The organism is Paenibacillus sp. FSL R5-0490, assembly GCF_001956215.1.
GTDB lineage: Bacteria > Bacillota > Bacilli > Bacillales > Cytobacillaceae > Cytobacillus.
The window spans coordinates 110,210-122,321 of sequence record NZ_MRTQ01000011.1 but is presented as its reverse complement, the minus strand read 5'-3'; the positions used below and the strand labels follow the sequence as shown (position 1 = coordinate 122,321).

Sequence of the window (12,112 nt, the reverse complement as noted above, 5' to 3'; positions counted from 1 at the left end):
TTACTCACCGTCCCCAAAAGAATAACGTTTTCGCCTGAGCATCCAGATAAAGAATGGGCTTCCGCAAATGGCGGTAATAATCCCGATTGGCATTTCTTCAGGCGCCAGCACCATACGTGCGGCCATATCCGCCCAAACTAAGAAAATGGCACCGATCAGAGCGCTTATCGGCAGAACCAGTTTGTAATTAGAACCCGCCAGCATCCGCACGATGTGAGGAATAATCAGCCCGACGAAGCCAATGCTTCCGCTGACCGCGACGACCACACCGGTCAGAAGGGATACAAAGAGAATGATAAAGATCCGAAACCGGTCCAGATTCACGCCAAGTGTCGCGGCCGTTTCCTCACCAAGCAATAAAGCATTAAGCTGCCGATAATTCATGAGCAGCAGAATAAAAACAAGCAGCAGTGAAAAAAATGGGATGCCAAGATTGGACCATTTCGCGCCCGCCAGACTGCCGAGCATCCAATGCATGACCGCTTGAATGCCGCCCTGCTGCTTGGACATCATCAGCATAAAATTGGTAATGGCGGATAACACCATCGAAACCGCAATCCCTGCCAAAAGCAGACGAATGACCGATATGCGTCCATTGACGCGTGCTAAGGAAAACACAATCATGACCGCAAAAATGGCCCCTAAAAATGCGGCAAGGGAAATGGCATACTCCCCCAAAACGCTGAATGCACCAAGTAAAATGGCAGATGCCGCTCCAACGGATGCTCCGGAAGATACTCCGAGAATGTAAGGATCTGCTATCGAATTTTTCACTAATGCCTGAATGGCTGCCCCGCAAATAGCCAATGCGGCACCTACTATGGCAGCAAGTACAATACGGGGGAATCGTATATTCCAAATAATAACCTTCTGTGCATTAGTAGCATCTGTATCTATAAATAGACCCAGCTTGGAGAAGAGCACTTCCCAAATAAGGCTTGGGGTAATGTCCACAGATCCCACCATCACGGCAAAAGTCATGGAAGCAAGCAGCCCAGCGGCCAGGGCAGCCATCAGTAATGCAAACCGTCCCCTTGTCATATATGCTTCACAGGCTCCCAGCTGATAATTGCCGCATGGAAAGGATAACGGTACACATACCCGCCATCCTCTTGGGAAATAAATCGTTCCAATGAGGCACCCACATGTGTTCGTTCAAACCGGGGAGATAAGATTTTCTTGCTCTGGGCATCAATTAACTGCTGCCATGTATCATAACGATGCTCCCGCTCAAGCTTAATCATTTCACAATCTGCATAAATGCCTAACTGGTACAGCATGTTGACGATCATGATATAATCCCGGCGCGGGTATTTAATGTCATAGCCAAACTGCTTATCCAACAGGACGTAATGCGGCTGAATAGGGCCAGTCGTTAAGCCGATTATGGCACGTTTTCTTGCCAGTCTGTTCATTTTCTTCAGTGCTTCATTCATTTCATACATCCGGTAAAAGCAGTTCACCCCAACCACGACATCGTGCGGCTCCAATTGTGCTTCTTCCCATTTGCTGTGGACAAACTGGATAAGGGCATCCTCTTCAAAATATTGCTTTAAGTAAGCGAGCACACTCTTTGAACCATCCACCAGGGTTAAACTTCCGGCATCCTGGCTGAGCGGAAAGGTATAGTTCCCCCATCCCGGACCGAATTCAATACAGCTTGAGTTTTCCGGGATATGCTTCTTCATTTTTTCGTAGATCCTTTTGGCATACTCATCTGTCTGCTTGTATTTCTTTTTCTTCATGGACTGCATCCAAAAGGCTTCCTCCAGCTCATCATCAACCATTCGCTCCGGCATCCTTCCATGCCAATCCAGCATGCCTTCCTTCCAGAGCTTCTCAAAATCGTATTGCAAAAGGGATTCTTTTATCATTGAAATTCTCCTCAATTTCCAAAACCTAACTAGATACAGGGTCTAAAAATACTCGGGAGGAGCTGCTTAAAACTCCAGCCCCTTCATGGCTTTAACTTCCTGTTCGGCATAATAATGTTTGGTGGCATTGATGGTAGACACTAAATCGGCCAATTCGAGAATGGCTGGATGTGCAGAACGCCCTGTGATCACCAAATGCATCTTTTTTGGACGGTTTTGAATGGCCTCCAGCACCTCAGATAATGGCAGCACATCGTCAATGGGAAAACGTGTAATGGCCAGGGCATTATTCAGTTCGTCCAGCACTAACACATCTGTTGTTTCATCTTTCAATTCTTCTTTTACTGTCTGCCAGGCGGTCGCAAGTGCTTCACGGTGCTCCTCCGGTGTTTTCGTCCATGTAAACCCGATTCCCAGCTGCACAGTTTCAACACCCAGTTTCCTGAGGGCCAGCTTTTCACCATATGTACGTTCCGGTGATTTAATAAATTGAAAGTATTTCACCTTCATGCCCCGGCCGATTGCCCTTAATGTTACACCAAGCGAGGCGGTTGTTTTTCCTTTTCCATCTCCTGTATAAACCAGCAGCATACCTTTTTGTGGCATAAACCATTCCTCCTTACAGCCAAGTTGTCTTTTCAGCAAATGGGGTACGCTTTTTTTCGGCAGCAATTTCTTCTGCCGGATAGCCGATGCATAGCGTCCCCACTAATTGCTCCTTGCCGGATGCACCAATAAAATCATGCAGTGCTGTATCATGCACCAAGCCAACGCCTCTTGTACGCCATACCATCCCTAATCCCAGCTGTTCGGCCATCAGCCACATCGACATGATTGCACTGCTTACGGCAAAGACATTATCTTTTGTCGCCCCTTCATCTCCTTCCACAATGGCGGATGTCACAACAATGATCAGTGGTGTTTTCGTGATGGCTTCCATGGAGCTTTTCACTAAATGCGGCTTCGCCGGAAAGCGTTTTTGCAGGTAATCAAGTGCAACCTGCTCGTAGCGTTTTAAACTTTCTCCCTGCAATACATAGAAATGCCACGGCTCACGCATGCGGTCATTTGGTGCATATGTGGCTGCTGTCAATAATGTTTCGATTTTATCCCGTTCTACTTCGCGCGATTCAAAGTTTCGAATCGCACGCCGTTTTTTCATGGCTTCTAACATAATTCATGCTCCTTTTCTATAAACCAGGCAATTTGATCCCTTATTCCAACCACATCTCCAACCAAAATCATCGATGGATTCGAGATGCCATGAACCTGGATATCCTCTGCAATATTTTCGAGCGCTCCCGTAATGGTCCGCTGATTGGCAGTTGTGCCCCATTCAATAACAGCGGCTGGGGTTGTTCCGCTTTTGCCATTGGCTATTAAGCTTTTCGTAATGTGAGCAATGTTGCCAATGCTCATATAAAAAGCGACCGTGTCAATTTGAGCAAGAGCAGACCACTTTAAATAGTCCTGCTCCTTTTCGGCGCGGCCATGGCCTGTCACAATGGCAAAGCTTGCCGCGTGATCACGGTGTGTCACAGGAATGCCTGCATAAGCAGGCGCAGCAATCCCGGCGGTTATTCCAGGAACAATTTCAAAGGGAATACCTGCTTCCCGCAAAATGGCTGCTTCTTCTGCGCCGCGTCCAAATACAAAAGGGTCACCGCCCTTTAAGCGCAGCACCTGCCTGCCAAGGTTTGCCTGTTGTACCAGAACCTGATGGATTTCATCCTGAATCAATCCATGCCTGCCCGGCTCTTTCCCACAATAAATCAGCTCTGCATCTGCTTTTGCATGTGTTAATAACTCACTATTCACCAGACGGTCATATAAAATGACATCAGCCTGCTGAATGCACTCCAATCCGCGAATTGTCAGCAGTTTGGGGTCACCAGGGCCAGCTCCAACAATATAGACAAATCCTCTCATTGCTTTTCTCCTAAACGCTTAAGCAGCCAGTCTTCACATTTTTGCTTATCCCCTTGCTCCATCCACTCCAAAAGTTGAGGATCCAAAAGCTCTGCCAACAGCTGCTTTTTCTCATTCCCGGTAAATTTCTCTAAGATTCGCTGACGGGCTTCCTTCAAAAAAGATACATACTGGGCGTAATGCTCTCCATATTGCTCTGCTAATTCTCCCTTCACTTTGCGGGTCAGACCCGGGCTCCCGCCAGATGTAGATACGGTCAAAACGAATTCACCGCGGCGGACAACTGCGGGATTAATGAAATCCACCCTCCCCTTTGCATCTGCCCGGCTGAGCAGCTGCCAATGCTGTGCGGCTTCTTCCACTGCATTGTTTACTTCTTCGTCGTTTGTGACAGCGAATATCAGGGCCGCGTCATCTAAATCAGCCGGTTCAAATGATTTTTCTTTCCATGTCAGAAGTCCTTTATTGATATATTGCTGCAATTTTTCTGTCACCGTTGGGCTGATCAAAGATACTTGTGCTTTTGTCGGCAGCAGCGCTTCAGCCTTCTGTCGTGCCACATGTCCGCCACCGACAATAACCACCTTTTTATAATCAAGATTCATTAATAACGGGAAATAATTCATGTTCTGCCTCCAAACAAGCTGCCAGCCAATTCTTCACAAGATGAGGATTCGATGCAAAATGAAAGTGTATATAGCCGGCTGCAAGATTATCAGTTAAATAGCCTTCCTTCTGAGAGCGGAATCGGCCCTTGCTAAAGTAAGCCGGTGATGAGTGCTCTCCTTCATATGCCGAGTAATGGAATTCATGCCCTTTGGCCTGCTCTCCTTCATTCATTAGGAAGTTGCCCGGAACACCTGTGATTTCCCGATACCCGAGTGCAGCCAATTTATCCTGCATCCTGACCCGGCCCGGAATTACACCGATCATCGGGAATGCCTGTCCTTTTCGATCCACAATTTCTTCTGTTAAATACATAAATCCGCCGCATTCTGCCAATGTCGGCAGACCCTTCTCCAGCGCGGCCTTGATAGAAAGTTTTGATGCTTCATTTCTTGCCAATGCTGCAGCAAACTCTTCCGGGAAGCCGCCGCCAATATAAAGCCCCTGTGCTCTTTCAGGAACTTCCTCGTTGTCGAGCGGTGAGAAGAAATGCAATGTGGCTCCATGGGCTCGCAGCAATTCTAAGTTTTCTTCATAATAAAAATTAAAGGCCGCATCTCTGGCAACCGCAATATGTACTTCCTGTCTTTCCGGCTGAGCATCAAAAATCGAAGAGGAAACCTCCAGGACTTGGGCTTTCGTTAATTCCAGAAGCTGATCAATATCGACTGTTTCTTCAATCGCTTCTGCCAAACTTTCAAAATAGGAATCTAAATCACCGCGTTCAATGGCCGGCACCAGCCCCAAATGACGGCTTGGCATCTTTGCTACAGCCCCTTTTGGGAGATAGCCAATGACAGGAATTCCGCATTCTTGTTCAATCGCTGATTTGACAATGTCAAAATGGCTTTTGCTTCCTAATTGATTGGCAAGGACACCAACGATATGGGAGCTTTCATCAAGCATTTGAAAACCTTTGACAATCGCAGCCGCACTTCTTGCCATACTTGCCGCATTGACAATTAATATGACAGGACTTTTTGTAATCCCGCTAATATGGGCAGCAGATCCTTCATTGGATAATGGTGATTTGCCGTCATAAAAGCCCATCACTCCCTCAATAACTGATACATCAGTATCGCAGCTTGCTCTTGCGACAATGGCATTCACGGTATCATGGGACATCATGAAACTATCAATATTTCGGGAAGGGCGGTTGGTGACTGCTGTGTGATACGCCGGGTCAATGTAATCCGGGCCGCATTTAAAGCCCTGCACGGTTAACCCCCGCTTCATCAGTGCACGCATAATGCCGATCGTGAAGGTTGTTTTTCCTACACCGCTTCCAGTTCCGGCCAGAACAAATCGATTCATCCTCTTCCCTCCTCAAAATTGATGCGTGCAATGCTGATGGTCACATTGCCACTCTTCTTTTTCGCCAGCAGCAATTCCTTCGCCTTTGCATATCTCATGGCCGCCGGCTCGCTGACCCCATACGCGCCGGTATATTTAAAGACGGTGTCCGACGGATTCTGCATAGGAATCTCATTCAGCTCTTCAGGTGTGTATGTAACAAACGGCCAGTTATATTTAGCTGTTAATTCCAGCAGGGCTGCCTCGTCTTTTTTCAGATTAATAGATGCAATCGCTTTGACACTTTTTTTGCTCAAACCTTGCTCTGCCAATGTCTCATCGATTACTCTTTCAACCTCTGCCATTGACGTGCCTCGATTGCACCCAATCCCAAGAACAATTGATTTTGGACGGTACAGCACGCCATTCTCAAGCAGCTCCTCTTCATGCGGCACTAAAATGCGATCTGTAATAAGGAGTGCCGCTTGAGGCTTTGCCTTGATGGCTTCCTCTATAGATTGATAGATTTTTAGATTGTCCGGCAGTTCCCGGTCGTACATCCACCAATTCTTTTCACCTGTTTCCTGCACGATTGCCACATGCTCTTCATTGACAACCGATGCACTGACGGGTGTTAATTTTTCGTCACTATCCCACATCCACCCGAATTGGGCGCCAAATAAATCGACGGGAATCGTTTTTTGAACATCTGATGCGGTGGTCACAACGGGGGACGCCCCAATCGCATGGGCAAATTCATGGGTTAAGGCATTGGCACCGCCAATATGGCCGGATAAAACACTAACAACATACTGGCCTTTATCATCAACCACCAGCACGGCAGGGTCCGTCTTTTTATCGATCAAAAGCGGGGCAATCATGCGGACGACAGCACCGAGGGAAATGATGCAGATAATCCCTTTATACTGCTGGAATAATGCGGGCAATAATAGGCGGACCGTGCCATCAAATAACTGAATTTGCCGTGCTTCTTCATCACCCTGTTCGAATTTTTTCATATAATACAGGTCTGCATACGGGAATGTTTCCGCATAGCTTCTTGCATGCGCCACCCCATGCTTTGTAATGGCAACAAGAGCATAGGGTTTACGCTTATCAATTACCGGCATTTCACATTCGCGCAAACTAATCATTCGACGTCACACCTTTGCGGAAGCCATGTGTGAATGTTTTGTCATATAGCTTCGAGCGGTATTCTTTTTCATGGATATGCGGGTCCAATGCCCAGCCTGCCAGAATCATCGCATGCTTGCGGATTCCGTTGACACGCATCGCTTCGTCCAGCTCAGACAGTGTGGTGCGGACAATTTTCTGATCGGGCCAAGAAGCACGCTGCACAACCGCAACGGGTGTATTGTCTTCCCATCCGGCTGCCTGCAGTTCCTTTGTGATTTTCTTTGTTAAGGTCGCACTCAGAAACATCGCGATTGTACAATGATGGCTGGCCAAAGCCTGTAATTTTTCACGCTCCGGCACTGGTGTCCGCCCTTCAGCCCTTGTTAAAATAAGCGTTTGTGTTAAATCCGGAATCGTCAGTTCTGCCCCGACTGCTGCTGCGGAGGCAAAAACAGAACTCACCCCCGGCACAACTTCACAGCCTATATCGTGCTGTTTCAATAGTGCCACTTGCTCCATCGTTGCCCCGTACATCGCCGGGTCGCCTGTATGTAAACGTACAACCGTTTTACCAGCATGGACTCGTTTAGCAATACAATCCACCATTTCTTCAAGATGCATTCCGGCTGTGCGGATAATCTCTGCCGACTCCTTGGCTTCCGATACTAATGTCTCGCTGACAAGGGAGTCGGTATACATGACAACATCAGCCTTATTTAATAGTTTTAAGCCTTTTACCGTAATTAAATCGGGATCTCCTGGTCCTGCTCCGATAATCCAAATTTTTTTCATTTGCGCACCACCATACATGACAAGTAATTTAACTCAGCTCCCCGGAGCTCATGGACATTCCATATAACCTCTTCGTCAGATGTAACCTTTGTTACAACATGTGTTTTGTCCAATAAATCCATTTCCTCCAATAAGTTCAGCATATCGTCCAATACTTTCGCTACTTTAATGAAGACAATCGCATCATGAGTTTCAATCACCCGCCGCATTTCCACCATATTCTCGGTTGCCGGAATCATCGCGACATGGTCATCGCCATCAGCCAGGGGTATTCCCAAGCGATTAACAGAACCATTAAAAGACGAGATGCCAGCTACCGTTTCAATTGGAACATCGGGATGCATCTTCTGCATCAGCTTCATTAAATGGATAAATGTGCTGAACAGCATCGGATCCCCTTCCGTCACGAATGCTACATCTTTTCCCTGAGACAGAAAGCCATAAATAGCTTTTGCGGATTTTGTCCATTCAGCCCTTAATGTCTCTTCGTCTTTTGTCATTGGAAAAACCAAACCAAGCATTTCTTTTTCTTCGGGATTTATATACATGTCTACAATTTGATGGGCGTAGGATTTACTGCCTCTTAATTTTTTTGGATAAGCAATGACCGGGCTTTCCTGCAATTTGCGGAATGCTTTTACCGTGATTAATTCCGGATCTCCCGGCCCGACTCCTAATCCATATAAAGTTCCGATTCTCATTTAGTTCTTTCCTTTCTTTGCAGTCACAATAAAAATGGGATTTAACGGTTGGAAGCGCGTTAAATGCAAAATTGGCTTGCTTTTAGAAATCTGTGCCTGCAATACGGATACTTCACAGCCCAGATTTTTCAAATGCTGCATCGCTTCTGCGAGATTTTCGATCGTGGCAATATTCATAACGAGCCGGCCATTTGGCTGCAGCCGTGAAAGGCATATCTGCAATAAAAGCTCCATATTCCCGCCATTTCCGCCTATAAAAATAGCATTCGGATCAGGAAATTCATCCAGCCTCTCAGGTGCCTTTCCAAGGACGGCCGTGAAATCTGTCCGATGTCTTAATTGATTTTCCAGGCAGTTTCCCAGATCACCCTCATTCTTTTCAATCGCATACACCGCACCTTCCCGGGCTATTTTCGCTGCTTCAATCGCAACGGACCCTGTGCAGGTTCCAATATCCCAGACGATGCTGTTTTCCTTTAGCTCTAACTCCTGCAGACAGAGAGTCCTGATCTCCTTTTTCGTAATCAGGCCTTTATCCGGCTTTCTCTGTACGAACCTGTCATCCGGAATTCCCAGTGAGGCACGCTCCACAGACATACGCTGCTTTAAAATCACCACATTCAAAGGAGAAAAGAATGATTGCTCCATTTCGTCCAAGGTGAAAAAGCGGCAGCGTTCATTTTCCCCCTGCAGATTTTCAGCAACAAAGGCATCATACTCCGTCATGCCGAACTCCTTTAAATACGCTGCAATGGCCTGTGGTGTATTCTTTTCATCTGTTAAAATAGCAATCTTTTTCCGACCGTCGATTCTTTGGGCAAAACCTTTAATAGAACGGCCGTGCAGGCTGACAATATACGCATCCTGCCAGCTTACCTGCATTTTTGAAAAAGCGAGCTGAACAGAGCTTGTATAAGGATAAATCTCCAATGGAAGCTTTTTTGCCAATACACCGCCAAGCCCATAAAACAGCGGATCACCCGACACCAAAATAACCGTATTGCGTGTTTCCTGCTGCAGGTCAGCCGTTAAGGCCGCCAAGCCGCCTTTAATTACTTTTTTCTCTCCAGTAAACCCCGGGAAAAATTGCAAATGGCGTTCCCCGCCGACCAGGACCTCACATTCATGAATCCAGTCTATGTATGAGGGGAGCAAGCCTGCCGCGCCATTATCCCCGATACCAATCATCTTCATCCAATTTGTCAATATTCTCAGCCTTTCCTAGACAGCTTCCGTTCATGGCATACAGAGTTGTCGATACTTTGACGTTTGCGTTCATATGATTCAGTGCATAATAACAGCAGTTTCGGCAAAGGGCTTCAAAGAATTCTTCGTTTCCCTGCAGGATTTCACCAACCTGTGAAGCCGTATTTGCCTGTAAAATGTCCTGCTGAATTTCCTCGCTGACTTCCACTTTATTGGCCATACCTGCTAAAAACTCGAAACTGACTGGTGCACTTTTTGAGTGCACCATCATAACTCCCTGTGCAACCTTTGAGAATTTCCCCATCATCCCTACAAGAGAGACTTTGGGAATCTTCTTCCTTGCTATATTCTTCAAAGTAAAACCGACAAAGTCGCCCATTTCGATAAAGGCTTCTTCCGGCAAATGCGGATACTGCTTCATGGCAAATTTTTCACTGCGTCCGCCTGTTGTGATGACTAAATGATCACATCCTGCTTCTTTTGCGACATTGATCGCCTGAGCGATACTTGCCATATAGGCGGAACTGGAAAATGGAACCACCGTTCCCCTTGTTCCTAATATCGAGATTCCTCCGATAATTCCTAATCGGCCATTCAATGTTTTTTCAGCTATTTCTGCACCGTCCGGAACCGAAATGACTACTTCAATGCCCCGATTTACTTTATATTTGTCCATTGCTTCCTGGACGACACCATGGATCATTTTACGCGGCACCGGGTTGATCGCTGCCTGCCCTACCGCTACTGGCAGCCCGGCTTTCGTGACCCGTCCTACACCGATCCCGCCATCTAAATGGATGCCTTCTGTTATGGCATAAGTGACCGTACTTTGAATTCGTGCCTGATGTGTGGCGTCCGGGTCGTCCCCGGCATCTTTGATCGTTTCGCACATGACCCGGCCATCTGACCGATCAAAAGCCGTCACTTTAAAAGTGGCATACTGGCCAACCGGCAGATAAATCGTAACTTCATTTGGCACCTCTCCGGTCACAAGTGCCTGCAGCGCTGCCTTTGTCATGGCTGCGGCACAGGCACCTGTCGTATAGCCGTGCCGCATTTGGGATGGATCTTTTTTATTTCGCTGCTTTTGCCCGTTCATCCGCCATAATCGAAATGGCATTCAGCGCAGCGACCGTCACTGTACTGCCACCCTTTCTCCCTGCATTCGTAATAAATGGGATCCCTTCAAGCACGGCCAGCTCGGCTTTGGACTCTGCCGCTGATACAAAGCCGACTGGCATGCCAATAATTAAGTCAGGTTTTGCTAGGCCTTCTTTAATTAAACGAATCAATTCCAGCAGTGCTGTTGGCGCATTGCCGATAGCATAGATGCCCCCTTCATGCAGACTCGTTGCTTTTTGCATGGAAATGATCGCACGTGTTGTTCCCTGTGCCTTTGCTTCTTTAGAAACATCTTCATCCGCAATATAACAATGCAGGTCCCCGCCATGCTTTTGGAATCGCTTGCGTCCTGACCCGCTTTCAATCATCTGTACATCTGCCACGACATGACGGCCTGCTAAAATCGATTGAACCCCTGCTTCAATGGCATCTGGTGTAAAAATCATGCTTCGCCCCAGCTCGAAATCGGCCGAGGCATGGATGACACGCCGAACCACCAGCCACTGCTCATTTGTAAATGGATGCTCACCCATCTCCTCTTTAATAATCGCGAAGCTGTGATCATAAATTTTATCCGGATCTACCGTTACCGGTACAAATGTGGTATTAAAGTTCATGTTTGCCATGTGTAAAGCCCTCCCAATTTTTGAGTCACTTCTTCGAAAGAAGTGCAAAAGTTTTCATAATGAAGTGGCGGCCGCTTAATCAAAATAACAGGAATCCCCATCTCCAGAGCAGCTGTCATTTTTTCATCCACAGATCCCACTTTGCCGCTTTCTTTTGTAATCATCAGGGTTACACCGTATTGCTCACAAAGAGCTTTGTTTAATGATTCGGAAAATGGCCCCTGGATCGCAATGATGTCCTTTTGTTTAACGCCAAGCTTATCGCATTTTTCCATGTTTCCTATGTTTGGGAGCATCCTGCATACAAGCCGGATCTCCTCCCGCATCAGATATTTTGTGAAGATTTCCAGCGTTTTGCTGCCGGTTGTCAGCATGATTGTCCCTTTATGCGATTGAGCCAATTTTGCTGCTTCCTCATAGCTTTCAGCTTCAGTGATGAGCGGTGAGATAAACTGTTCCTTTGGCCTTTCGTAACGTATGTAAGGAATGCTGCATGCTTTAGCTGCTGCCATGGCCGTTTTTGACGCTTCTTCCGCGTAGGGATGACTGGCATCAATCACAGTGGTCACCTCTTGCATCTGAATCAGTTCAATCATGTCATTTTCTGTCAGCCGACCCACTTTATAAGAAATGCCTTCAGCTTTCAAGCTGTCAGCTGCCGATTCTGTGACAACGGTTGCCAATAAGGGATAACCTTGATTTTTCAATTGAATGGCTAATGCTCTCGCATCACTTGTGCCTGCTAAAAATAAAATCATGAGATCCT

Annotated in this window: 14 protein-coding genes; all 14 read right to left on the bottom strand. The window is 46.8% G+C overall.

What is annotated here, in order from left to right:
- Entirely contained in the window at nucleotides 1-1,041 is a 1,041-nt protein-coding gene (locus BK139_RS11300) for a FecCD family ABC transporter permease (protein WP_076258657.1), read from the bottom strand.
- Entirely contained in the window at nucleotides 1,038-1,874 is an 837-nt protein-coding gene (locus tag BK139_RS11295; protein ID WP_076258654.1) for a class I SAM-dependent methyltransferase, read from the bottom strand. The genes BK139_RS11300 and BK139_RS11295 overlap by 4 nt, the downstream gene beginning before the upstream one ends.
- Before the next feature lie 66 nt (nucleotides 1,875-1,940).
- Entirely contained in the window at nucleotides 1,941-2,480 is a 540-nt protein-coding gene (locus BK139_RS11290; RefSeq protein ID WP_076258651.1) for a cob(I)yrinic acid a,c-diamide adenosyltransferase, read from the bottom strand.
- A 13-nt stretch (nucleotides 2,481-2,493) separates the two neighbouring features.
- On the bottom strand, nucleotides 2,494-3,048 hold the full coding sequence (locus BK139_RS11285; protein WP_076258648.1) for a nitroreductase family protein: 555 nt from the start codon (nucleotides 3,046-3,048) through the stop codon (nucleotides 2,494-2,496).
- On the bottom strand, nucleotides 3,042-3,803 hold the full coding sequence (cobA, locus tag BK139_RS11280) for a uroporphyrinogen-III C-methyltransferase (RefSeq protein WP_076258645.1): 762 nt from the start codon (nucleotides 3,801-3,803) through the stop codon (nucleotides 3,042-3,044). The genes BK139_RS11285 and cobA overlap by 7 nt, the downstream gene beginning before the upstream one ends.
- The gene (locus tag BK139_RS11275; RefSeq protein WP_076258643.1) at nucleotides 3,800-4,429 is read right to left on the bottom strand and encodes a precorrin-2 dehydrogenase/sirohydrochlorin ferrochelatase family protein; all 630 of its coding nucleotides are present in this window, start codon (nucleotides 4,427-4,429) and stop codon (nucleotides 3,800-3,802) included. The genes cobA and BK139_RS11275 overlap by 4 nt, the downstream gene beginning before the upstream one ends.
- Nucleotides 4,398-5,783, bottom strand: coding sequence for a cobyrinic acid a,c-diamide synthase CobB (locus tag BK139_RS11270; RefSeq protein WP_076258640.1), 1,386 nt, complete (start codon nucleotides 5,781-5,783; stop codon nucleotides 4,398-4,400). Before BK139_RS11270 ends, BK139_RS11275 begins: the two co-directional genes overlap by 32 nt.
- Nucleotides 5,780-6,916 carry a cobalt-precorrin 5A hydrolase gene (locus tag BK139_RS11265; protein ID WP_076258638.1) on the bottom strand — a complete coding sequence of 379 codons (1,137 nt, stop codon included), beginning with the start codon at nucleotides 6,914-6,916 and terminating at the stop codon, nucleotides 5,780-5,782. The genes BK139_RS11270 and BK139_RS11265 overlap by 4 nt, the downstream gene beginning before the upstream one ends.
- On the bottom strand, nucleotides 6,909-7,691 hold the full coding sequence (cobM, locus tag BK139_RS11260) for a precorrin-4 C(11)-methyltransferase (RefSeq protein ID WP_076258635.1): 783 nt from the start codon (nucleotides 7,689-7,691) through the stop codon (nucleotides 6,909-6,911). The genes BK139_RS11265 and cobM overlap by 8 nt, the downstream gene beginning before the upstream one ends.
- Nucleotides 7,688-8,392, bottom strand: coding sequence for a precorrin-2 C(20)-methyltransferase (cobI, locus tag BK139_RS11255; RefSeq protein WP_076258633.1), 705 nt, complete (start codon nucleotides 8,390-8,392; stop codon nucleotides 7,688-7,690). Before cobI ends, cobM begins: the two co-directional genes overlap by 4 nt.
- Nucleotides 8,393-9,586 carry a bifunctional cobalt-precorrin-7 (C(5))-methyltransferase/cobalt-precorrin-6B (C(15))-methyltransferase gene (locus tag BK139_RS11250; RefSeq protein ID WP_076258728.1) on the bottom strand — a complete coding sequence of 398 codons (1,194 nt, stop codon included), beginning with the start codon at nucleotides 9,584-9,586 and terminating at the stop codon, nucleotides 8,393-8,395. It abuts the gene before it with no gap.
- Nucleotides 9,561-10,697 carry a cobalt-precorrin-5B (C(1))-methyltransferase gene (locus tag BK139_RS11245; protein WP_076258631.1) on the bottom strand — a complete coding sequence of 379 codons (1,137 nt, stop codon included), beginning with the start codon at nucleotides 10,695-10,697 and terminating at the stop codon, nucleotides 9,561-9,563. The genes BK139_RS11250 and BK139_RS11245 overlap by 26 nt, the downstream gene beginning before the upstream one ends.
- A complete protein-coding gene (locus BK139_RS11240; protein WP_076258628.1) occupies nucleotides 10,672-11,346 on the bottom strand; it encodes a precorrin-8X methylmutase in 675 nt (224 codons plus the stop codon). Before BK139_RS11240 ends, BK139_RS11245 begins: the two co-directional genes overlap by 26 nt.
- On the bottom strand, nucleotides 11,334-12,104 hold the full coding sequence (gene cobK / locus BK139_RS11235; RefSeq protein WP_076258625.1) for a precorrin-6A reductase: 771 nt from the start codon (nucleotides 12,102-12,104) through the stop codon (nucleotides 11,334-11,336). Before cobK ends, BK139_RS11240 begins: the two co-directional genes overlap by 13 nt.
- Nucleotides 12,105-12,112 lie beyond the last annotated feature (8 nt).

Bases quoted from the DNA above. Each gene is read 5' to 3' on its own strand.
- BK139_RS11300 (WP_076258657.1), bottom strand. From the start codon at position 1,041: ATGACAAGGGGACGGTTTGCATTACTGATGGCTGCCCTGGCCGCTGGG.
- BK139_RS11295 (WP_076258654.1), bottom strand. From the start codon at position 1,874: ATGATAAAAGAATCCCTTTTGCAATACGATTTTGAGAAGCTCTGGAAG.
- BK139_RS11290 (WP_076258651.1), bottom strand. From the start codon at position 2,480: ATGCCACAAAAAGGTATGCTGCTGGTTTATACAGGAGATGGAAAAGGA.
- BK139_RS11285 (WP_076258648.1), bottom strand. From the start codon at position 3,048: ATGTTAGAAGCCATGAAAAAACGGCGTGCGATTCGAAACTTTGAATCG.
- cobA (WP_076258645.1), bottom strand. From the start codon at position 3,803: ATGAGAGGATTTGTCTATATTGTTGGAGCTGGCCCTGGTGACCCCAAA.
- BK139_RS11275 (WP_076258643.1), bottom strand. From the start codon at position 4,429: ATGAATTATTTCCCGTTATTAATGAATCTTGATTATAAAAAGGTGGTT.
- BK139_RS11270 (WP_076258640.1), bottom strand. From the start codon at position 5,783: ATGAATCGATTTGTTCTGGCCGGAACTGGAAGCGGTGTAGGAAAAACA.
- BK139_RS11265 (WP_076258638.1), bottom strand. From the start codon at position 6,916: ATGATTAGTTTGCGCGAATGTGAAATGCCGGTAATTGATAAGCGTAAA.
- cobM (WP_076258635.1), bottom strand. From the start codon at position 7,691: ATGAAAAAAATTTGGATTATCGGAGCAGGACCAGGAGATCCCGATTTA.
- cobI (WP_076258633.1), bottom strand. From the start codon at position 8,392: ATGAGAATCGGAACTTTATATGGATTAGGAGTCGGGCCGGGAGATCCG.
- BK139_RS11250 (WP_076258728.1), bottom strand. From the start codon at position 9,586: ATGAAGATGATTGGTATCGGGGATAATGGCGCGGCAGGCTTGCTCCCC.
- BK139_RS11245 (WP_076258631.1), bottom strand. From the start codon at position 10,697: ATGAACGGGCAAAAGCAGCGAAATAAAAAAGATCCATCCCAAATGCGG.
- BK139_RS11240 (WP_076258628.1), bottom strand. From the start codon at position 11,346: ATGGCAAACATGAACTTTAATACCACATTTGTACCGGTAACGGTAGAT.
- cobK (WP_076258625.1), bottom strand. From the start codon at position 12,104: ATGATTTTATTTTTAGCAGGCACAAGTGATGCGAGAGCATTAGCCATT.